Below are 21023 nucleotides of genomic sequence, written 5' to 3' on the forward strand. Positions count from 1 at the left end.
AAGCGAGGTGCCGAGTGGTGGGGCAAGAGCGTTTTGCTTACTTTTGCGCTGTTCAAAAGTGAGCCGCTGTAAGAGCGGAACCAATAGCCGCCGTTACCGCAGCAACGGATATGTACTCAAACCTCACGCCCCCCAAGGCCGAGCTGTTGCCTGACCAACACTTCCCACACACATTGTCGTTTTCAGCAATCCCCCAACCCTCCAATCCCCCCTGTTTACAGGCCCAAAAACCCGGCATGCCTTGTGCAATGACCCAGTTCCCGGACTTTAGGCCTGACCCATCATGCAAGAACCCGCCCCTTACCCGCGACGATCCAGCCCGTTGCTCCTTATCGGCACCGCCACACTCTGCGGCCTGCTCCTGGGCTGTGGCCAAGGCAGCTCCACCGTCACACGCAGTGACCAGCCGGTAAAGGGCGGCACCCTCGTGTACGCCACCGACCGCGAACCCACCTGCCTCGACCCCCACGTGGCCGGCGACATGCCCCAGGTGTTCGTCGCCCAGCAGTACCTCGACTCCCTGGTCTCGATGGACGCCGACGGCCGCATCGGCCCCTGGCTCGCCAAGACCTGGGAAGTCTCCCCCGACGGCCTGACCTACACCTTCCACCTGCGCAACGACGTGCACTTCACCGACGGCACCCCGTTCAACGCCGCGGCGGTCAAGGCCAACCTCGACCACATGGCCAACCCCAAGACCCAGTCCAGCACCGCAGGCGGCTACATCCGCCAATACCGCAGCACCGACGTGCTCGACGAATACACCGCAGTGGTGCACCTGGCCACGCCGTACGCGGCCTTTCTTGAAGTCCTCGCCCAAGGCTTCCTCGGCATCGAGTCCCCCACAGCCCTGCTGCGCTCGCGCGATGTGAACTGCGAAAGCCCGGTCGGCAGCGGCCCGTTCAAGGTCGTGCGCTGGGACCGGCAAAGCCAGGTCGAGCTGGTGCGCAACCCCGACTACAACTGGGCGCCACCCACCGCCAAGCACCAGGGCCCGGCCTGGCTCGACCGGATCGTCTGGAAGTTCATCCAGGAACCTTCCGTGCGCTTCGCCTCGTTGCAGGCTGGCGAGGTCGACGTGATCGAAGCGTTGCCGCCCGAATCCCACGAGGCCGCTCGACGCAACCCGGACCTGACCCTGGTGATCGCCCAACGCCCCGGCAACCCCACCAACGGCACGCTGAACATTACCCGTGCGCCGTTCGATGACGTGCGAGTGCGCGAAGCCTTCGTACGCAGTTCCGACATCGAGGGTGCGTTGAAGAGCGTGTACTTCAACGAATTCCCCCGCGCCGGCGGGCCGCTGAGCCCAGCCACGCGCTTTTACAGCCCGGAGTTCCAGCACGCCCAGGATTACGACCCGGCCCGGGCTGCTCAGTTACTCGACCAGTCCGGCTGGACCCAGCGCGACAGCGAGGGCTACCGCACCAAGGACGGCAAGCGCCTGCAAGTTCACGTGGTGATGGGCAACCGCACGCCACCGTCGGAATACACCTTGTGGGAACAGGTGCAGGCCACCACCCGGCAGGTCGGCTTCGAGCTGATCGTCGACCAGATGAGTGACGTACAGGCCACCAAACGCCAGGCCGACTGGGACTACGACATTCGCCTCGGCTACTGGAACACCAACACCGCCGACGTGCTGCGGATCATCTTCGGCAGTGAGTTCATCAGCCCGGCGGGTGTCGGTGGTTACCACCAGAACACCGCAGGCTTCAGTGACCCGGCGTTCGACACGCTGATCCGGCAAGCCCTCACCACCCAGGACAGCGAGCAGCGCCGGGCGCTGTATTACCAGGCGCAGAAAATCGCTTCCAGCCAGTACCTGCAATTGACCACCTACCCGCAAAGCACGCGGCTGGGTATCTACAAGACCACCCAGGGCGTGCGGCTGGAGCCGTCGCTGGCGGTGACTTATCTCTATGACGCATGGGTGAACAAATGAGCGACACATCACTTGCCAACCCACGGCGCGAGCGCCTGGCCCGGCTCGGCATACGTGCGCTGTGGCGCCTTGCCGGCGGCGTGCTGGTGCTCTGGGCGGTGGCCACGCTGACGTTCTTTGCCTTGCGCCTGATGCCCGGCGACCCGGTGCAGGCGATCCTCGGCGGCCCGAGCGGCAACCCCACCCCCGAGACCATCGCCGAAGCCACCCGCGAGTACGGCCTCGACAAACCATTGGCGGTGCAATACGCGTTGTACCTCGGGCGACTGGTGCAGGGTGACCTGGGGGTTTCCTATTCCCAGCACCTGCCGGTGACCCGAGTGCTCGCCGAGCAATCCTGGCCGACCCTGGAGCTGACCCTGACCTCGCTCGCCCTGGCCTGGGTCCTGGTGCTGGCGCTGACGGTGCTGACCGCCGGCCGGCGACGCTGGGTTGCCAGCCTGGCCTCGTTGGCCGAAACCCTGGCCGCCGCGCTGCCGCACTTCTGGCTGGGGATTCTGCTGCTGGCGGTGTTTGCGTTCGGCCTGCGGCTGTTCCCGCCGGCAGGCAGTGATGGCTGGCGCACCCTGGTTTTGCCGTCGTTCGCCCTGGCGATTCCGCTGGCCGGGTTTATCGCCCAGGTCACCCGCGAATCCCTGGATTTGACCCTCGACCAACCCTTCATCCTGACCGCCCGCACCCGTGGCATGAGTGACTTCAACGTGCGCTTCAAACACGCGTTGCGCCACGCCGTGTTGCCGGGCATCTCGCTGTCGGGCTGGGCCATCGGCGCGCTGATCAGCGGCGCCGTGGTGATCGAAGTGATTTTTTCCCGCAAGGGCCTCGGCCGCCAGTTGTACCAGGCGGTGCAGGCCCAGGACCTGCCGCTGACCATCGGCATCAGCCTGGTGGTCGCCGCCGGTTACGTGCTCGCCAATATTCTGGTCGACCTGCTGTACCTGTGGGTCGACCCTCGCCAACAGGAGCTTCCAGCATGAGTGGCCTGACCCTGGAAACACCGCTGCCCGCGCTGCGGATTCAGCGCACCACTCGCACGCTGCGCCTCGGCCCGCTGTTGGCGATTACCTTTCTGTTGCTGGTGATCGTCGCGGCGCTGGTGCCGCAGTTGTTCGCCTACAGCGACCCGCTGGCCATCGTGCCCCGCGATGCGTTTCATTCGCCGAGCCTGGCCCACTGGTTCGGCACCGATCAGTCGGGGCGGGATATTTTTTCGCGGGTGATCCATGGCACCCGCCAGTCGTTGTTCATCGGCCTGGCTGCAACCGCTATCGCCATGAGCATCGCCATCGTTCTCGGCCTGTTGGGCGGGCTGGGCGGTACGCGGGTGGACCGCGGCGTGGGTTGGTTGCTGGAAGTGCTGTTTGCGTTTCCGAGCCTGATCCTGGCGCTATTGTTCGTGGCGATTTTCGGCAGCGGCATCGGCCCGCTGATCGTCGCTACCGGGCTGGGCAGTGCACCGGGTTATGCGCGGATGGTCCGTGGCCAGGTGCTGGCGGTGCGCAACGCGGGCTATATCGAAGCCGCCCGTGCCCTCGGGCATCCGCCGCTGCGCATCATCCTGCGCCAGTTGCTGCCGAACGCCATGCGCCCGTTGATCGTGACCCTGACCATGGGCGTGGGCCAGGCGATTGTCTGGGCCTCGGCCCTGAGTTTTCTCGGCCTGGGCGCCCGTCCGCCGGCACCGGAGTGGGGGACCATGTTGTCCATGGGCCGCGACTTCATCGCCAACGCCTGGTGGCTGACGTTCTTCCCCGGGCTGTTCATCGTATTGACCACGCTGTCGACCACGGTCACTGGCCGTTACCTGCAACAACGCCTGGAGGGCCGTCTTTCATGAGCGACCAGAAACGCTTGATCGTTGAAGGGCTGTCCATCGAGTTTGCCGGGCAGTCGGTGGTGCGCAATCTGTCTTTCACCCTGGAGCCTGGCAAGACCCTGGCGCTGGTGGGCGAATCCGGCTCCGGTAAAAGCGTCACCGCCCGCAGCCTGATCGGCCTGGCGGGTTCGGGCGCGAAGGTTACGGCGCGCACCTTGAGCTATGACGGTGTGGATTTGCTCAGCCTGTCGGAACGCGGCTGGCGTCGTTTGCGTGGCAATGGCATCGGCTTCGTGTTGCAGGACGCACTGGTGTCCCTCGACCCGTTGCGGCCGGTGGGCAAGGAAATTCTCGAAGTGCTGGAGACCCATCGCTGGGGCGACCGTCGCAGCCGTGGCGAACGCGTCATCGAACTGCTGGACCTAGTGGGCGTACCCGAGCCGCAACTGCGTGCCCGCCAGCGCCCTGATCAACTCTCCGGCGGCCTGCGCCAGCGTGCGCTGATTGCCAGCGCACTCGCATTGAACCCCGGCCTGGTGATCGCCGATGAACCGACCACGGCGCTGGATGCCACGGTGCAGGCGCAGATCCTGCAGGTATTGCAGCAGATCAAGGCCCGTGGCGATTCTCTGCTGATCATCAGCCATGACCTGGCAGTGGTCGCGCAATTGGCGGATGAGGTGCTGGTGCTGCGCCACGGCGAAGTGGTGGAGCAGGGGCCGATGGATCAGGTGCTGCTCAACCCGCGCCACGCCTACACCCGCTCGTTGCTGGATGCGGTGCCCGCCGAGCATGCCCGGGGCACACGCCTGTCGCCGGAGCGCAGCAACGCTGTGGCGCAACCACGGCCCGGCGCGGATTCGCCGGTGCTGCTCAAGGCCTCCGGCCTGGGCAAGCGGTATGTCGGCCCCGATCAACAGTCGCGCCAGGTGGTGGATAACGTCAGCTTCGAGCTGCGCGCCGGTCGCACCCTGGGCATCGTCGGTGAATCCGGCTCCGGCAAAACCACCGTGGCACGCATCGCCCTCGGCTTGCTGCAACCGGATGCCGGTGAGGTGCGTTTTCTCGACCAGCCATGGGCCGCGGCAGGTACCGAGCGGGTCGAGGAAAAGACCCGCCGTGTGCATCGCCGGGATATCAGCGTGATTTATCAGGACCCGCTGAGTTCGTTCGACCCGCGCTGGACGGTGGGGCAGATCCTCAGTGATGCGCTGGACGTTGCCGGTATCGACGCCGAGCAACAGGCGGCCCGCGTGACACAGTTGCTCGACCAGGTACGCCTGGCGCCGCAATTGGCCGAGCGCCGACCGTTGCAACTGTCGGGCGGGCAGCGCCAGCGCGTGGCGATTGCCCGGGCGATTGCCAGCAACCCCAAAGTGATTATCTGCGACGAGCCGGTGTCGGCGCTGGACGTGTCGGTGCAGGCCCAGGTCCTGGATCTGCTGGCCGACCTGCAAGCCTCGCTGGGCCTGGCCTACCTGTTTATCTCCCACGACCTGGGGGTGATTCGCCACGTCAGCGACGAAGTGTTGGTGATGCGCCACGGCCAGGTGGTGGAAAGCGCCAGCGTCGAGACGTTGTTTGAATCGCCCCAGCACGAATACACCCGGCGCCTGCTGGGCGCGGTGCCACGCCTGCCAGGCAGCGGCAAGCAGTTGGTGGTACCGGCCCTGGAGCCGGAAAACCCCGGTTGGCTGTTTGATGAATCGCGCCTGTGGAAAATCGCCATCTAGACCTGAATCAAGGAAGTGCCATGAGCAAGTTGTCTGCTGTACCCACGCCGCCGGTTGTAACGGTGGCCGAACTGAACGCCCGTGCCGACCGCATCCTGCCGCAGATTGCCGCCGGCGCTGCGCAACGTGAGCGTGACCGCCAACTGCCGTATGAGGCCGTGGCGCAGATCGCCCAGGCCGGGTTGTTTACCGTGCGGATTCCCAAGCGGTTTGGCGGCGCCGGTGGTTCGGTCAAGGACGTGATTGCCTTGCTGATTCGCATCGCCTCGGCCGACTCCAACGTGGCCCAGGCGCTGCGCCCCGGTTTCGGGTTTGTCGAAGGCCTGCTGGCGTCCCGCGCCGAGGGGGCGGAGGAGGAGCGCGAGCGCTGGTTCGGGCGCTACCTGCAAGGCGCCGTGATCGGCAATGCCGGCTGGGAAGTCGGCGGTGCCAACGGTTCGATCAGTGCGCGCATCGTGCGTGACGGCGAGCACTTTCGCGCTTGCGGCAGCAAGTACTACAGCACCGGTTCGTTGTATGCCGATTGGGTCAGCGCCGTCGCCCTGGACGAGAATGACCAGCCCGTGTCGTTCATCCTGCCCCGCGACCGCCAGGGCCTGGAGTTGCTGGATGATTTCGACGCCATGGGCCAGCGCCTGACCGCCAGTGGCACCACCCATCTGCATGATGTGCAGGTGTTGGCCAGCGAGATCCGCACCCGCACCGTCGAGGAAGGCAAGCGCACGATTGTCACGCCGTTCCTGCAAGTGTTCCTCGCGGCGGTGCAGGCCGGTATTGCGCGTAATGCGCTGAATGATGCGGTGACCTTTGCCAAGGAGCATGCGCGGCCGATCAAGCACAGCAGCGCCACGCGCTCGGTGGATGACCCGTACGTGGAACTGAGCGTGGGCGACGTCTCGGCCCGGGCCTTTACCGCCGAAGCGGTGGTGTTGCACGCGGCGGACTCCATTGACCGCGCCTGGGCTGCGGATCTTGATGCGGTGGCCGTCGACCAGGCGGCAGTGGACGTGGCCCAGGCGCAATACATCGCGGCGGAGTCGGCGCTCAAGGCCGCCGAGCTGGTGTTCGACGTGGGTGGCGCTTCCACCACCGGCCGCGCGCATAACCTGGACCGGCACTGGCGCAACGCGCGCACCGTGGCCAACCACAATCCCCGGCACTGGAAAGCCGCAGCCGTGGGCGCCTGGCAACTCAAGGGCACGCCGCCTCCGACATCGGGGCTGTTTTGAACAAAGCCCTCAACCTTTCACACCCCTTGGGCGAGGTGGGCACCGGGCATGCGCGCCGGGTGCCGATGATCATCGGCTGTGCGCTGTTCATGGAACTGATCGACGCCACGGCAGTGCTCACCGCGCTGCCGCAGATGGCCCAGGATTTCGGCGAGCCCAGCGTGCGCATGAACCTGGTGGTGTCGCTGTACCTGCTGGCGGTGGCGCTGTTCGTGCCGGTCAGCGGCTGGGCGGCCGACCGGTTCGGGCCGCGTCGGGTGTTTATCAGCGCCATCGTGCTGTTCACCCTCGCGTCGGTGGCCTGTGCCTGCTCGGGCTCGCTGTTGCAACTGTCCCTGGCGCGTTTGGCCCAGGGTGCCTCGGGGGCGATGATGGTGCCGGTGGGGCAGGTGATCCTGCTGCGCTGGTCGGCGCGGGAAAACCTGCTGCGTGCCATGTCGTACCTGACGGTGGCGGCGCTGGTTGGGCCGCTGCTGGGCCCACCGTTGGGCGGGCTGTTGGTGACGGTGCTGTCGTGGCATTGGATCTTCCTGATCAACCTGCCGATCGGCGTGCTTGGGGTGATCCTGGTGCTGCGCTATATCCCGGACTATTCCGGGACGCCCGGCCAGCCATTGGACGTTCCCGGCTTGTTGCTCAGCGGTGTGGCATTGGGCGGGCTGGTGTTCGGTTTCGAGGTGCTGGGCCACGGCCTGTTGCCGCGCCAGTGGGCGTTGCTGCTGATTGGCGGCGGGCTGTTGAGTGCCTGGCTGTATGTCCTGCATGCACGGCGGACGGCGCACCCGTTGATCGATTTTTCATTGTTGAAAATCCCGACCTTCGCGCTGAGCTTCTGGGGCGGCAACCTGATGCGCATCGGCAGCGCGTCACAGCCGTTTTTGCTGGTGTTGCTGTTCCAGCTGTGTTTCGGGCTTAACCCGTTGCAGGCGGGGCTGCTGAGCGTGGCCGGTGGCGTGGGTGCGTTGCTGATGAAAATGCTGGCAGTGCGGATTGTCAGCCGCTTCGGTTTCCGGCGCACCTTGATCGGCAATGCGGTGCTCACCGGTGCAACCATCCTGGCGTGCAGCCTGTTCGAGGTATCAACGCCTTACTGGATTGTAATACTGGTGTTATTTGGCAGCGGGATCATTCGCTCGCTGCAATTCAGCACCCTGGGGGCGTTGACCTATGCCGACGTGCCACCGGAGCAATCCAGCCGCGCCAGCAGCCTGTCGGCGATGACCATTCAGTTGACGTTGAGTTTATCGGTGGGCATCGCGGCGGGGCTGCTCGGCTTGATCATGGCCGTACGCGGGCATGCCACGGTCGAGCAGAGTGATATCGCCTGGATCATGGCGGGTGCCGGATTGCTGTGTGCCTTGTCGGGGCTGGTTTATCGCAGGCTGTCGCCCCAGGCGGGCTCGGCGATTTATGCAAAACGCGCAGAGGGAATTGGATGATTCGTGCAGCACGTATCGAGGACGCAGGTGACATTGCCTGGGTGCATATTCGCAGTTGGCAGCAGGCTTATCGTGAACTGATGCCGGCGGATTACCTGGCTTCCCTGGAGGCGACACAGCCCAGGCGCGAAGCCTTTTGGCGGCAGTCGATTGAGCAGGGGAGCGAAGCTGTGTTTGTCGCGCAGGTCGAGGGGCGTGTGGTGGGCTGGATTGTTGTCAGCTCGAGTCGTGATGAGGATGCTGATCCAGGCGTAACCGGTGAAGTGCAGGCGGTGTATGTGCTGGCCGAGCATTGGGGAACGGGGGTGGGCAGGGCGCTGTGGCTCAGGGGGCTGGAGCATCTCGCGAGCCTGGGCCTGGAGACGGCGACGTTGTGGGTGCTGGCTGAAAACCGGCGGGCAGTGCGCTTTTACCAAAATGCAGGATGGATAGCGCAGCCCGAATCAAGCCGCACCCTTGCTCGGGGCGGTCGTGAATTGGAGGAAATCCGCTACCAATCCCAAAAGTGACGCTGAACCTGTGGCGAGGGAGCTTGCTCCCGCTGGGCTGCGCAGCGGCCCCAAAATCCTGGGAGCGCTTCGCACTCCAGCGGGAGCAAGCTCCCTCGCCACAGGGGAATGCCGCTCTGGACGCTCTGCGTCCGCTCTTAAAATCGTGACGCAGAGCGTCACCGGATGCATTCCCACGCAGAGCGTGGGAACGATCACACTCACCATTTTTGCCTGAAAGCTGCGCGGCCACAGGCGTCATTCAGGAATGTCATTGGCCATGAGTTCGTCTTTTTCATTGTTTCGCACCTGGAATGTCCAGCACTTGCCATCGACGCCGGCGGCGTTTGTGCGGCATTTCATCGGACATTTCAAAGGTTGGTACCTGGCTATCCTGCTGCTGCAGATCGCCGCGGTGGTGTGTTCGATTCTGACGCCCTGGGGGCTGGGGCAGATCACCCGCACCGTGAGCAACGGGCTGGAAGCGGAGCGTGCCTTTGAAGTGCTGCAATGGCCACTGACACTGCTAAGCGCGCTACTGGTGTGCCAGGTACTGTTTACCCGTGCATCGGCAGGCTGCCATATCCACGTCTTGCCGTTGCAGCGGCGCACGGTGACGCATGTGGTGTTCGCCTATCTGCAGCAGCACTCCCATCGTTTCATCAGCAATGAGTTCGCCGGGGCACTGGCGCATCGGGTGGCGGAAATTACCCTGGGCGTGAATCAGACCCTGAGCATCTTGTTGTTCGACCTGATCCCTCTGCTGGTGACGCTGAGCCTGGCCACGGCCTTGCTATGGACCGCATCGCCGTTGTTGGCGTTGTTCATGGCGGGTTGGTCGGTGGCGTTTATCGCTATCTGCTACGTCCTCGCACGCCGCAGTCATCCTCTGGCGCAACAGTATTCGGCAGCGCGCAGCACCAGCACCGGCAAAGTGGTGGATGCGGTCTCCAATCTGGCCAATATCCGCCTGTTTGCGCGCCATGCGTTCGAGCACAGTTACCTCGGCACTTTCCTCGACAAGGAGGTGGCGGCTGCCTACCGATCCCTGGGGTATATGGAGAAAATTCGCTGGTTCCAGGCTTCCTGTGGCGTAGTGCTTAAGCTCGGTTTGTTATTGCTGGCGCTCTACCTGTGGCGCAGCCACCGTATCGACATTGCTGCGTTTGTCATGTCCACCAGCCTTTCGTTGTTGATCATCAGCGATGTGGAAAACCTGTCGCGACGCTTTCTCGAATTCTTCGAAGCCACCGGCAATATCGCCAACGGTGTGCGCACCCTGATCCGCCCCCATGAAGTCATCGACCAACCCGGCGCCAAGGCGCTGATGGTCAAGCGCGGCGATATCGAGTTTCGCGATGTCGGCTTCAGCTATGGCGGTGATCGTTCGATTTTCGAACACCTGAATATCGTCATCCCCGCCGGCCAGAAAGTCGGCCTGGTGGGCGCTTCGGGCTCCGGCAAGTCGACCCTGCTGAGCTTGCTCCTGCGTCTCTACGACGTGCAGCAAGGCCAGGTGCTGGTGGACGGCAAGGACGTGCGCGAGGTGACCCAGCATTCGCTGCACCAGCAGATCGGCCTGATTCCCCAGGAGCCCGGCCTGTTCCACCGCAGCATTCGCGAAAACATCCATTACGGCCGCCTGGATGCCTCGATGGACGAGGTCGCCGAGGCGATCCACCGCGCCGGCGCCAGTGAATTTATCGACAGCATGGAACACGGCTACGAATCGCTGGTGGGCGAGCGTGGGGTCAAATTGTCCGGCGGCCAGCGCCAGCGCATTGCGATTGCCCGGGTGTTGCTGAAAAACGCGCCGATCCTGGTGATGGACGAAGCCACTTCCAGCCTGGACTCGATCACCGAGCGCTTTATCCAGGACAAGCTCGACGAAATCATGGAAGACAAGACCGTGCTGGTGGTCGCGCATCGGCTGTCCACCGTGGCCCACCTGGACCGGATCCTGGTGTTCGACAATGGCCGGGTGATCGAGGACGGCAGCCACGAACAGTTGCTGCGCCAGGGCGGGCAATATGCGCGGTTGTGGAGTCGCCAGTTCAGCGATGCGCTGGATGAAGCGGTGGTGTGACCAGGCGGCGTACCGGGTACGCCGCGCAGTCAGGTCAGATCGAGAGGTGCAGCACCCGGTCATCCTTGGCACCGGCCAGCGGGCGGCGCTTGTTGACCTTCAGCTCACCGAGGTTGATCAGCAACGTGCGGGTCACGTTGCGGCTCAGCCCCAGCAACTCGGCGGTGTGCACCTGGTTGTGCTGGCACAGCCGGTAGGCGGCGGTGAGCAGGCTGCGTTCCACCTGTTCGTGGAGGTTTTCTATCTGCTCCTCGAACAGCCGCTGGAAGGCCTGGTCGAGCAGGTCATGGGCGGTGGTGCTGTCTTCCTGGCGTTCGATACGCAGGTTGGACATGCGCAGGTCATCGGCCTGGATCACGCCGTCGCGGCAGATCAGCAGGGTGTGGTGGATGACGTTTTCCAGCTCGCGGATATTCCCCGGCCAACTGTAGGTGGCCAGGCGTTGCTCGGCTTCCTTGCTCAAGATGATCTCGCCATAGCCGAGGCGGCGGGTGTAGGTGTCGATGAAGTACTGCACCAGCGGCAGGATATCGCCGGGGCGATCCCGCAGCGGGCTGAGTTCCAGGTTGACCACGTTCAGGCGGTAGAACAGGTCCTCGCGGAAATGCCCGGCGTTGATGGCTTTTTCCAGCTGCACGTTGGTCGCCGCCAGCACCCGCACATTGATCGGAATGCTTTTGCGCGAACCCAGGCGCACTACTTCACGCTCCTGCAATACCCGCAGCAGCTTGACCTGGATCGACATGGGCAGGTCGCCGATTTCATCGAGGAACAGCGTGCCGCCGTTGGCTTCTTCAAACCAGCCGGCCTTGGCACCGAGGGCACCGGTGAACGCGCCTTTCTCGTGGCCGAACAGCTCGGCTTCCACCAGTGATTCGGAGAACGCACCGCAATTTACCGCCACGAATGGCTGCTCCTTGCGGCCACTGAGGTTGTGGATATGCCGTGCGACCAACTCTTTGCCGGTGCCGGTTTCACCGATGATCAGCACGCTGGCTTCGCTCGGCGCGACTTGTTGCACATGCTTGAGCAAGGCCTTGGACCTGGGGTCTTCAAACACCTGCGCGGTGGCGCGGATGGAGGTGGCAAGGGCGGGCGAGGGCGGTAGGGTCAGCAGTTGCATGGTTATCCCTTTGAATAAAAGATCAGGAATAAAACGTCGGGATGGGCGCGGTACCGTTCAGTGCCCACTCGCCCAGTTCATGAAGTTTGTAGTCCAGCGGGTCATGCAGGCTCTGGGTGCGCAAGTTGCGCCAGTGCCTGTCGAGGGCCACCGAGGCGTTGGTCGCCCGTGCGCCGGTGACCTCGAAGACCTTGCTACACAACTCCAGGCCATTGCGGCTGGCGGCGACTTTGGCGGTGGCGATGGCAATCGCCGTTTCGCCGCGTTCCTCGCTGGTCAGGGCCGAGCCCTTGGCCCATGCCGCGTCCAGCACCTGGCCTGCGCGCTCCACCAGCAGGCGGGTGCTTTGCAGCGCCACCCAGAAATCGCCGTAGTGGCTGAGGATGTAAGGGTCCTGGGTGCTGTGGCTGGCGCTGGAGCGGAACCACGGGCGGGCTTCTTCCAGGGTGTATTGGCGCGCCTCTTCGAATGCGCCCTCGGCGATGCCGAGGAAGATATTCGCGAAGTGCAGTTGCGCAATCAGCGGGCGCAGGCAGGCGAACGGAGTACTCAGGGGGCCCGGGTCCAGTAACAGGTCGGACTCTTCCACACGCACGCGCTTGAAGGTCACGCTGCCGCTGTCGGTCTGGCGCTGGCCCATGTTGTTCCAGTCGTTGTGCAGGATGATCCCGCTGCGGGCGCTGGGAATCGCCGCGATCAGCAACTTGCCGCCGGCGCTTTCATCGATGGCCGAGGCGATCAGCATTTCCGAGTCGTTGGCCCCGGAGCAGAAGTTCTTCTGTCCCGAGAATTCCCGCCAGCCCGTGTGGCGCTTGACCACCGTGCGGGTGTCCAGGGGGTTCAGGGTGTTGCCCCAGAACCAGTTGTTGCTGGCCGTCAGGCTGAACCAGGTTTGCCATTGTGCGGGCGTGGCGAATAACCGGACGGTGGCAAGCATCAGGTGATGAAAGCCGAATACGTGGGCGATGGAGCTGTCGACCCGGGCGAATTCGCGCACCACCTCGAAGGTTTCCGACCAGTTGGCGTCCAGCCCGCCGAATTGCCCGGGGATGCTCAGGGACAGCAGGCCGCTGCTGCGCAGTTTGTCGCGTTCGGCCTTGGGCGTACCGCCGCTGGCGTCGCGGTCGACGGCGGTGCGCGCGAACTCGGTCGCCAGGTCACGGGCAATCTCCAGTGGCGTCCTGCGGGTGCAGAGTAAGTTGACCGTCACGCGTGAATACCTCGTTGCTTAAGTCGAGAATGCTCGAGCTGATTTGTTTCAACAGGCAATGGATAGAGCAAGACCCATACCAAGTAACAATAAGCCGATAACTTGCGACTTCTTACGGGGATGCAGGCGCGGACAGTGTCGAATACGCAACTTTTGTTGGAGGGCTGTTGGGATTTGCACAGTTGCGTCCTGTGCCCGCAGGGCGGGGCTTTCGTTATGCTTTTATTGCTTGAGCATATAAGTGTTTGTGGGTGGTTTTTGTATTGTCCGGAATCGAACATTTCACCAGCAAAGTGTTGCACTTGTGGCGATTAATAAGAGTGGCCGGCCAGTGTTTATTGAGGCTTTGACGTGGCATGAACCCTGCAAAGTTGGAAACAGAGCGCGACTATACGAATAGATGCTCCAACTAATTCGAGACCCCAGGAGTATTTAATTCATGCGGCAACTGTTTGAACCTCGCGCTCGTCGTTTTGAGTCACTGGCCACCGCGTCCAGCCTTGGCGTGCTGTTGATGTTGATACACGGCGCGGCCTTTGCCGCCCAGGCGGACCCGACCCTGGCCACGGTAGTGGTCACCGGTGCCGAAGCCACCGAAGCGCAAAAGGCCGAGAAGCAACTGTCCAAGGTGCCCGGCAAAACCGCAGTGATCGACAACCGCAAGATCGAACAGGGCCGCGCGGCGAACGCCGAGGACGTGCTGGCGTTGCAGCCGGGCGTATTCGCCCAAGCCACCAGCGGCTCGGGCGCGAACAAGATTTCGATCCGCGGTTCGGGCCTCAATACCTTCTATCAAGGCTATGTGCTGGGGATCAAATTCCTTTATGACGGCCTGCCGTTGACCGGCCCGGGCGGCACCCAGGAAGACATGCTGGACATGGCTTCCGTGGACCACACCGAGGTGCTCTACGGCGCCAACGCCTTCCGTTATTCGGCCTTGTCCCTGGGCGGCGCGATCAACTTCGTGAGCAAGACCGGCCGCACCGATCCGGGCAACTACGCGCGTTTCGAAGCCGGCAGCTTCGGCTATCGCAAGGAGCAACTGAGCACCGGCGGCGTGGACGGCGACAATGACTATTACGTCAGCATCCAGCACAACGAGCGTGACGGTTACCAGGACAACACACCGAACAAGGGGCAGGGGATCGTTGCCAACTTCGGCCACGTGTTCAGCCCGCAACTGGAGACGCGCTTCTACATTCGCTACAAGGAAGAAACCCTCAGCCAGGGCAATACCCTGACCAAATACCAGCTCAAGCACGACCCCACGAGCAACCTCGTGCCCATCGGGCGCAAGAAGGACGGCTCGACGTTGCTGGGCAGCACCACCACCTACACCTTCGACGACAATGCCAAGCTCGAAGTCGGCCTGGGCTACAACGATTACCCGCTGGACAACGGCTGGCGCTATTCGCCAACACCACAGGAATGGCGCTCCCAGGACGTCAACCTGACCTTGCGCTACCTGCGCACCGCCGACACCTTCTTCGGCCTGCGCAGCGACAGCAGCGTGACCTTCAGCAATACGCTGGCGTACCTGGCCGATGTGAAATCCCACAGCAAGGCCACCGGCATCACCCAGCAGAAGACCAACTACACTGGCTCGCGGGACACGGTGTTTTCCCTCGGCAACGAACTGCAACTGAATGACCGCACGTGGCTGTCCACCGGGTTGTCATTGATTGATATCAAGCGCAAGGCGCAGATCGAATACAGCACCGCCACCAACACCAGCGCGTTCCCCAGTGGCGTTGAATACGACGAGACCGACGTCGCCCCGCGCATTGGCCTGCGCTATCAGTTGACTCCGGAATTCGAAGTGTTCGGCAACGTCAGCCGCTCGGTGGATCCACCGGTCACCTGGCAGCTGGGCAGCACCGGCACGCCGTACATCCGTGATGTGCGGCCGCAAAAAGCCAACACCGTGGAGTTCGGTATCCGCGGCGGCCACGGTATTTTTGACGGCAGCCTGACGGTCTACCGCTCGTGGGTGCAGAAAGAACTGCTGTCGGTGGTGGTACGCCAGGCGACGGCCACCCAGGACCAACTGGTGGCCACCTCCAACGGCAGCGCGACCATTCACCAGGGCATCGAAGCCGGCTTGAATGCGCAACTGTGGGACGGCGGCAATGGCGACACCGTGACCCTGCGCCAGGCCTACACCTTCAACGACTTCCACTACCGCAACGATGCGGTGTTCGGCGACAACCAGCTGCCGGGCCTGCCGCGCCAGGTCTACCAGGCCGAGCTGGAATATCGCCAAGGCAGTGGTTTCTATGCGCAGCTCAACGCCCGGGCGGCGTCCAGTTATTACGTCGACTTTGCCAACTCCCTGAGTGCGCCGTCCTATACGTTGTGGGGGGCCAAGGTGGGCTACGAGGCCCCTAGCAAGAAGTGGGAAGTGTTCGTCGATGCACGCAATCTGACCAACAAGCGCTATGCCACGGCCACCAACACCGCGTACGACGCCAAGGGCCAGGACTCGGCCAACTTCTATGTGGGGGATGCGTTCAACGTGACCACGGGGGTGGCGTTTCACTTCTGACCGTGACAGATCGTTCCCACGCTCCGCGTGGGAATGCCGCCTTGGACGCTCTGCGTCCGGCCGTCGATGCGAGAGGTGATGGTGACGCAGAGCGTCACGGTATGCATTCCCACGCGGAGCGTGGGAACGATCATTTCGAGGAACCTAGTTCTGCGGCCGCTGTTTGGTCGAGTCCAGCTCGGCCTTTTTGCCGGTGCTGATCTCGGTGATCTGCGCCGACTTGGCGATCGCGAAATCAAAGGTGTCCTGCATCTTGGCGATGGCATCGGTCGCCGTGCCATTGAGCCCACCGTTGGCTGCCCAGTCGAAGTTCCACACCCCGGAAAAGTTATCGGCACCGGCCACATCATGGGTTTCGATCGCGGTGAACACGTCGGGATGGCGCTCCATGTACTGGGCCGCAGCGCTCACATCGGCCGGCACCTTGCCCGAGGCATTGCTGGCCAGTTGCGAAAGCTCTTGCTTGGTGATGGCCGACTTGCCCGACTGGCGCATGTAATCGGCGATCACCTTGCTCGACTTGGAAATATTCAACTTGTCGTCGAATACCGACGTCGAGGCTTTTTGAGTGGTCGGTCCGCCACCGGCGGGTGTTACGGTAGTAGACATCGGCGCTGCTCCCTCAATGAATTGGATGACATCGAAGCCGACGTTAGCATGGGCAATTGGCCATTTATCACCGGCTTCACAACAATTCGCAGCGGCCGGAAAATTTCACAGCGTTTCGCACAGGGAAGGGATGGTGTTCAGGACGAATCAAGGGCAAAGCCGGTTTGCCGGTTTTTTCATCAGCCGCAATTTTTCACTTTTATGGCTGGGCCAGGCGCTCTCGTCCTTCGGCGAGTATGTGCTGGAGAGCACGATCATCGTCTGGCTGGTGACCGATCTGTTCCGTGACAGCGCCTTTCTACCCAGTGCCGTGGGCCTGGCGGTGGCGGCCTCGGCGATCCCGCGGGTGCTGGTGGCGCCATTGGCGGGTGCCTGCGTCGACCGCCTGACCCCGCTCTACGTGATGATCAGCGCAGACGCTATCCGGGTGATCAACTTCCTGATCTTTATCCTGATCTATTCGCTGTCCGGCCTCGATCAGATGCAAGTGTTCGCCGGCGTGCTGCTGTTGCTGGTGATGAACAGCAGCGCCGCGCAGTTCTTCAACCCGTCCCGGCAGGCGGTCATGCAAGTGATCATTCCCGCTGAGCGGCGGGTGGAAGCGTCGGCCAAGACGATGTTTTCCCTCACGGGCATTTCGGTGCTTTCCGCCTCCGTGGGCCCGGCGCTGTTTGTGTGGGTGGGGCCGATCTGGGCGTTGCTGATCAATGTGCTGGCGTTCAGCTGTTCAGCGCTATGTATCCTGGCCACCCGAGATTTGGGGGCGGCATTGCCCGCAGAGCGCGCCTCATTCTGGCGTGGACTCTTGGCCGGCCTGCGGTTTTCCTGGGGGCACCCGTCGATTCGAACCCTGCTGACCGGCGTGGCGTTATATGGCTTTTCCCTCGGTATCAACAACGTCGTCCTGTCGTTGTATGCCTTCAAAACGTTGGGCCTGAGCCCGCGTGAATATGGCCTGGTACTCGCCGCATTCCCCGTCGGCGGGCTGGTGGCGGCCTTTCTCGTTCGGCCGCTGTTGAAGGTCTTGAGCATTCGACGCGCGTTCACCGTGGCGCTGTTGTGCCTGGGGCTGAGCTACCTGGGCTATGCGTTGCATCCGCCGTTTTACCTGGCCTGGGGGCTGATGTTCTGCTGCGGGCTGTGCTTTTCGGTGTTTGCCATGGTGCAGGGGCCTATGCTGCAAGAGGCCGTGCCGGCAGGCTATATGGGCCGAGTCTCCGCGACCGTGACGCCGGTGCTGGCCATTGCCTCGCTGACCGGCACCCTGGTGTGTTCCCAGACGCTCAACCTCGTGCAAGGTGTGGATGTGTACGGCGGCTATATCGTTATCGCGGCGGGCTTGCTGCTGACGGGAGGTGGATTGATGCTGCTCGGTCAGCGTGCCGGCAAACACCAAGTCGCCCGCTCAAAGTGACTCGCCCGCATCCAGCTTCGCCAGCAGCCTCTGGCCCCGTTCCCACAGCGCGTCCTGCTTGGATTCAGGCATCCGGTCGAGGTTCTTGTAAAGCATGGCCATGCGCTGATTGCCCCGCAGCAGGTCGCCGTGGCGCATCAGAAAGTGCCAGTAAAGCGCATTGAACGGGCAGGCATTGTCAGCGGTACTTTCAGTGACTTTGTACGCACAGTCGCGGCAGTAGTCCGACATGCGCTTTATGTATTGGCCGCTCGCGCAATAAGGTTTGGAACCCAGGTAGCCGCCATCCGCATGCATGACCATGCCCAGGGTGTTGGGCAGCTCGACCCAGTCGAACGCGTCCATGTAGATCGCCAAGTACCACTCGCATATCTGGCTGGGCACGATGCCGGCCAGCAGGGCGAAATTGCCGGTGACCATCAGCCGCTGGATGTGATGGGCATAGGCATGTTTCAGGCTTTGGCCGATCGCCTGGCGCATGCAGTTCATTTGCGTCTCGCCCGTCCAGTAGAACTCCGGCAGCGGGCGGCTGTTGCCGAATGCATTGCCTGCGGCATAGTCGGGCATCTTCAGCCAGTACACGCCGCGTACATATTCACGCCAGCCAATCAGTTGGCGGATAAACCCTTCGGCAGCGTTCAGCCCGATGCTGCCCGACCAATAAGCCGCCTCCACATCGCTGCACAGCTGGCGCAGGTCCAGCAGGCCGATGTTCAGGGCTGCGCTGATACGGGCGTGAAACAGGAACGGCTCGTCGCTGGCCATGGCGTCCTGGTAATCACCGAATCCAGCCAGGCCATAATCCAGAAAGTAGTCCCAGAGGGCCTGCGCGTCGGCGTGGGTCACGGGGTAATCGAAGGTGTCGAGGGAACCGTAGTGGCTGCTGAAGTGTTTACCTACCAGCGCCAGCACGTCCTGGGTGATCGAGTCCGAGCTGAAGCGCGCCGGGTAGGGCGCCTTGGTGCCCTTGGGCAATGCCTTGCGGTTGTCCGCATCAAAGTTCCAGGCGCCGCCCACCGGCGTACCGTCACCGTTGAGCAAGAGCCCACTCTTGCGGCGCATCTCCCGGTAGAAGAACTCCATGCGCAGCTGTTTTTTACCGCTGGCCCAAGCGGCGAACGCGTCACGGCTGCACAGGAATCGGTGGTCGGCATGCCACTGGACCGGCAAACCGCAGTCCTTCAGGGATTGCTCCAGGCGCCAGTCACCGCATTCGGTCAGGTGTATTTCCCGGGGTTGCATCAGCGATTGCCAGCGCCTTAACTCGCCGGGCACCGAGCCGGTGTTTTGCGGATCGTCCAGGGTGACGTACTGCACCCGCACGCCACGCTGCTGCAACGCCTGGGCAAAATGGCGCATGGCGCTGAAGACCAGGACGATTTTTTGCGGATGGTGGGGCACATGGCTGGCTTCCTCCATGACCTCGACCATCAAGACCGCATCGCGCTGGCTGTCCAGCCCATCCAGTGAGGCCAGGTCAAACGACAACTGGTCGCCCAGCACCAGGCACAGGTTTCGAACTGCCTTGGTCACCACGGCGCTTCCAGGGAAAATGGCGTTCGCAGTGGCTCGATAGCGCCTTCTCGCCGGCCGCACATTTCGTCATGCACGCACTGATGCACCAGGGTGCAGGGAAACGCAGGGACCGCCTGCAACACGTCACGCAAGTGATTGACGGAGCGAAAGTGCAGGGGCTTCGCCGACTCGTCCAGCAGCGTGAACTGGCCGTGGTCCAGCGTTACGCGCGCCAGATAGAAACCACCTTCCAGCGACAGCAGTTCCATTTCGCGTACAGCGCCTTGGGTGGCCAGTCTGGTCAGGGCTTGCAGGTTCATGGTTCACTCCTTACCGGTCAGGGTTGTGAAGACTGGCGACGGAAGAACAACGTCACCTGGCCGACTTCCACACCCAACTTGGACATGCTGGAGCGGTTGATCAACGTGTCTTCGTCCATCAGGTACATCCAATCGTCGAGGCTCACTTCGTAGACGGATCCATCAACCGGCAGGTTCAGGACGTAGCGCCAGCGCAGTGCGTTGCCCGCCACTTCGCCCCTGGCCTCGCCTACCACATCACCGGCCCGTCCGCGCCAGTGGTTGGGGCCGTCCGGGGTGAGGGTCCAGACACGTTGCTGGCGAGTACCATCGCTGTATAGAAAGCGCTCATCGAGAATCAGGTTTTCACCCTCGCGACGGCTGGCGATATTCACCTCGAAACGCTTGGCCACTTCACCCGAGCGTTTCTCGAAGATGCCCCAGGCCTTGACGGGCTTGCTGAAGAAGCTCACCAGGTCCAGTTGCGGTTGCTGGTCGGCATAGTGTTTTACATCCACGCTGCCACAACTGCTCAGGCCCAACACCAGGGCCAGCGAAACCAATAGACGGGTCATTGCGGTTCTCCCCGAGAGGGCTTGATACTGCTGATACTTGTACAAAATAATAAAATTGTACAGGTATTTAGCGCATTACCAGGATGTTACCGGCTACCGGCCTGCCCATTTATGGCGGGTATATGCAGCCTCAGGGGACCAGGTGCAGATGATCGTTCCCACGCTCTGCGTGGGAATGCCGCCTCGGACGCTCCGCGTCCCGCTGGCACCGCCGCATTGACGCCTCGCGCAAGGGTGACGCGGAGCGTCACGGTATGCATTCCCACGCAGAGCGTGGGAACGATCAACAATGGGCATACGCCGGCAGCGGTATCGCCCGTTCCTACGCAGACCGTTCCCACATAGATTTCAGGTTGCTTCCAGACCTTCTCGCCGCTAACCTTCGCGGGTCGCTGCCAATTCAGCGAACGGGTGTGGTAGCCCGGCTATTTCATAGATCCCAAAACGCTCAAGGGCGTTTTTTTGTGCGGGCTGCTTTGTGGCGGCTGTGCATGGGAGGCTTCGGCCTGCCGGGTTTCTATGACCGGTCTACCACCCCGTGTACAGTCGCCTCCTTAATCGTGTGGTAGCGAGCGTGGAGGTGCTTACTCATAGAGGAGCTTCACCATGAAAAAGGTCTCGCCCAACCCGCCGCATTACTTGAACGACCAGAAATTCCACGATGCTGCCCAGCGCGCATTCAAGCACTACGACCTCAATTCAGAACCTGCCGCTTCGCCTCCGTCCTCCAACAAACTATTCTCCGTACGTGCCGGCCTCAGCACCGAAGTCGCCTTGTGTAATGCCAGCGAGATTCTTGAATCGGCGGCTGTCAGCGCCTATGACTGTGCCGAGCATCTTGATGGGGCCAGCCGCAAGCAAGTGTTGGCAGTGGTGCAATTGGTGGAGATGGCGCAGTTGTTGGTGGATGAGGCGCTGAACCGGGAGTGTCCGGTGGCCTGATCACATCCGAAATCCAACTGGCAACATAAATCCAGTGTGGGAGCGGTTGGTCAGG

The 21023-nt window shown here is 62.6% G+C and carries 17 protein-coding genes; 11 read left to right on the plus strand and 6 right to left on the minus strand.

The features are described from left to right. The first annotated feature begins 283 nt into the window (after positions 1 to 283). From A462_RS29445 to A462_RS29410, 8 genes are all read left to right on the plus strand, one after another. On the plus strand, positions 284 to 1945 hold the full coding sequence (locus tag A462_RS29445; protein ID WP_023659005.1) for an ABC transporter substrate-binding protein: 1662 nt from the start codon (positions 284 to 286) through the stop codon (positions 1943 to 1945). Beyond that, the gene (locus tag A462_RS29440) at positions 1942 to 2922 is read left to right on the plus strand and encodes an ABC transporter permease (RefSeq protein ID WP_008431166.1); all 981 of its coding nucleotides are present in this window, start codon (positions 1942 to 1944) and stop codon (positions 2920 to 2922) included. The genes A462_RS29445 and A462_RS29440 overlap by 4 nt, the downstream gene beginning before the upstream one ends. After that, positions 2919 to 3782 (plus strand): ABC transporter permease, encoded by an 864-nt coding sequence (locus A462_RS29435; protein WP_008431169.1) that lies wholly within the window; start codon positions 2919 to 2921, stop codon positions 3780 to 3782. The genes A462_RS29440 and A462_RS29435 overlap by 4 nt, the downstream gene beginning before the upstream one ends. Further along, positions 3779 to 5494, plus strand: coding sequence for a dipeptide ABC transporter ATP-binding protein (locus tag A462_RS29430; RefSeq protein WP_008431173.1), 1716 nt, complete (start codon positions 3779 to 3781; stop codon positions 5492 to 5494). The genes A462_RS29435 and A462_RS29430 overlap by 4 nt, the downstream gene beginning before the upstream one ends. 20 nt (positions 5495 to 5514) lie before the next feature. Further along, entirely contained in the window at positions 5515 to 6723 is a 1209-nt protein-coding gene (locus A462_RS29425) for an acyl-CoA dehydrogenase family protein (RefSeq protein ID WP_008431174.1), read from the plus strand. Further along, the gene (locus A462_RS29420) at positions 6720 to 8162 is read left to right on the plus strand and encodes an MFS transporter (RefSeq protein ID WP_008431176.1); all 1443 of its coding nucleotides are present in this window, start codon (positions 6720 to 6722) and stop codon (positions 8160 to 8162) included. The genes A462_RS29425 and A462_RS29420 overlap by 4 nt, the downstream gene beginning before the upstream one ends. Then, positions 8159 to 8671, plus strand: coding sequence for a GNAT family N-acetyltransferase (locus A462_RS29415; protein ID WP_003219864.1), 513 nt, complete (start codon positions 8159 to 8161; stop codon positions 8669 to 8671). The genes A462_RS29420 and A462_RS29415 overlap by 4 nt, the downstream gene beginning before the upstream one ends. Positions 8672 to 8930: 259 nt before the next feature. After that, positions 8931 to 10736, plus strand: a complete 1806-nt coding sequence (locus tag A462_RS29410; protein ID WP_008431180.1) for an ABC transporter ATP-binding protein — start codon at positions 8931 to 8933, stop codon at positions 10734 to 10736. 34 nt (positions 10737 to 10770) lie between these two features. On the opposite strand, the gene A462_RS29405 is transcribed toward A462_RS29410, so the two are convergent. Both A462_RS29405 and A462_RS29400 read right to left on the minus strand, forming a co-directional pair. Beyond that, positions 10771 to 11859 (minus strand): sigma-54 interaction domain-containing protein, encoded by a 1089-nt coding sequence (locus A462_RS29405; protein WP_003219869.1) that lies wholly within the window; start codon positions 11857 to 11859, stop codon positions 10771 to 10773. Between the two features lie 22 nt (positions 11860 to 11881). Beyond that, positions 11882 to 13069, minus strand: coding sequence for an acyl-CoA dehydrogenase family protein (locus A462_RS29400; RefSeq protein ID WP_003219870.1), 1188 nt, complete (start codon positions 13067 to 13069; stop codon positions 11882 to 11884). A 439-nt stretch (positions 13070 to 13508) separates the two neighbouring features. Between A462_RS29400 and A462_RS29395 the strand changes: the two genes are divergently transcribed. Further along, the gene (locus A462_RS29395; RefSeq protein WP_003219873.1) at positions 13509 to 15614 is read left to right on the plus strand and encodes a TonB-dependent receptor family protein; all 2106 of its coding nucleotides are present in this window, start codon (positions 13509 to 13511) and stop codon (positions 15612 to 15614) included. Positions 15615 to 15758: 144 nt separating this feature from the next. Here A462_RS29395 and A462_RS29390 read toward each other — a convergent pair whose 3' ends face one another. Beyond that, positions 15759 to 16223, minus strand: coding sequence for a hypothetical protein (locus tag A462_RS29390; RefSeq protein WP_008431185.1), 465 nt, complete (start codon positions 16221 to 16223; stop codon positions 15759 to 15761). Between the two features lie 133 nt (positions 16224 to 16356). On the opposite strand from A462_RS29390, the gene A462_RS29385 reads away from it, so the two are divergent. After that, positions 16357 to 17637, plus strand: coding sequence for an MFS transporter (locus A462_RS29385; protein WP_177325565.1), 1281 nt, complete (start codon positions 16357 to 16359; stop codon positions 17635 to 17637). On the opposite strand, the gene A462_RS29380 is transcribed toward A462_RS29385, so the two are convergent. Genes A462_RS29380 through A462_RS29370 form a run of 3 tightly spaced genes read right to left on the minus strand, consistent with a single transcriptional unit; the run spans position 17629 to position 20026 of the window. Then, positions 17629 to 19170, minus strand: coding sequence for a cryptochrome/photolyase family protein (locus A462_RS29380; protein WP_008431189.1), 1542 nt, complete (start codon positions 19168 to 19170; stop codon positions 17629 to 17631). The two genes, A462_RS29385 and A462_RS29380, sit on opposite strands and share 9 nt — an antisense overlap. Continuing rightward, on the minus strand, positions 19167 to 19472 hold the full coding sequence (locus A462_RS29375) for a DUF6482 family protein (RefSeq protein ID WP_008431191.1): 306 nt from the start codon (positions 19470 to 19472) through the stop codon (positions 19167 to 19169). The genes A462_RS29380 and A462_RS29375 overlap by 4 nt, the downstream gene beginning before the upstream one ends. Positions 19473 to 19489: 17 nt before the next feature. Continuing rightward, the gene (locus tag A462_RS29370) at positions 19490 to 20026 is read right to left on the minus strand and encodes a DUF3833 domain-containing protein (protein ID WP_008431193.1); all 537 of its coding nucleotides are present in this window, start codon (positions 20024 to 20026) and stop codon (positions 19490 to 19492) included. Positions 20027 to 20632: 606 nt separating this feature from the next. Here A462_RS29370 and A462_RS29365 point away from each other — a divergent pair. Continuing rightward, positions 20633 to 20968: a DUF6124 family protein gene (locus A462_RS29365; protein WP_008431194.1), complete on the plus strand. Its 336-nt coding sequence runs from the start codon at positions 20633 to 20635 to the stop codon at positions 20966 to 20968. Positions 20969 to 21023: the final 55 nt, after the last annotated feature.

It is taken from the genome of Pseudomonas sp. Ag1 (assembly GCF_000278565.1).
GTDB lineage: Bacteria > Pseudomonadota > Gammaproteobacteria > Pseudomonadales > Pseudomonadaceae > Aquipseudomonas.

What these genes read in the sequence shown, in the direction of transcription:
- A462_RS29440 (WP_008431166.1), top strand. Translation starts at nt 1,942, where the DNA reads ATGAGCGACACATCACTTGCCAACCCACGGCGCGAGCGCCTGGCCCGG.
- A462_RS29405 (WP_003219869.1), bottom strand. Translation starts at nt 11,859, where the DNA reads ATGCAACTGCTGACCCTACCGCCCTCGCCCGCCCTTGCCACCTCCATC.
- A462_RS29375 (WP_008431191.1), bottom strand. Translation starts at nt 19,472, where the DNA reads ATGAACCTGCAAGCCCTGACCAGACTGGCCACCCAAGGCGCTGTACGC.
- A462_RS29365 (WP_008431194.1), top strand. Translation starts at nt 20,633, where the DNA reads ATGAAAAAGGTCTCGCCCAACCCGCCGCATTACTTGAACGACCAGAAA.
- A462_RS29415 (WP_003219864.1), top strand. Translation starts at nt 8,159, where the DNA reads ATGATTCGTGCAGCACGTATCGAGGACGCAGGTGACATTGCCTGGGTG.
- A462_RS29370 (WP_008431193.1), bottom strand. Translation starts at nt 20,026, where the DNA reads ATGACCCGTCTATTGGTTTCGCTGGCCCTGGTGTTGGGCCTGAGCAGT.
- A462_RS29410 (WP_008431180.1), top strand. Translation starts at nt 8,931, where the DNA reads ATGAGTTCGTCTTTTTCATTGTTTCGCACCTGGAATGTCCAGCACTTG.
- A462_RS29430 (WP_008431173.1), top strand. Translation starts at nt 3,779, where the DNA reads ATGAGCGACCAGAAACGCTTGATCGTTGAAGGGCTGTCCATCGAGTTT.
- A462_RS29435 (WP_008431169.1), top strand. Translation starts at nt 2,919, where the DNA reads ATGAGTGGCCTGACCCTGGAAACACCGCTGCCCGCGCTGCGGATTCAG.
- A462_RS29425 (WP_008431174.1), top strand. Translation starts at nt 5,515, where the DNA reads ATGAGCAAGTTGTCTGCTGTACCCACGCCGCCGGTTGTAACGGTGGCC.
- A462_RS29445 (WP_023659005.1), top strand. Translation starts at nt 284, where the DNA reads ATGCAAGAACCCGCCCCTTACCCGCGACGATCCAGCCCGTTGCTCCTT.
- A462_RS29395 (WP_003219873.1), top strand. Translation starts at nt 13,509, where the DNA reads ATGCGGCAACTGTTTGAACCTCGCGCTCGTCGTTTTGAGTCACTGGCC.
- A462_RS29390 (WP_008431185.1), bottom strand. Translation starts at nt 16,223, where the DNA reads ATGTCTACTACCGTAACACCCGCCGGTGGCGGACCGACCACTCAAAAA.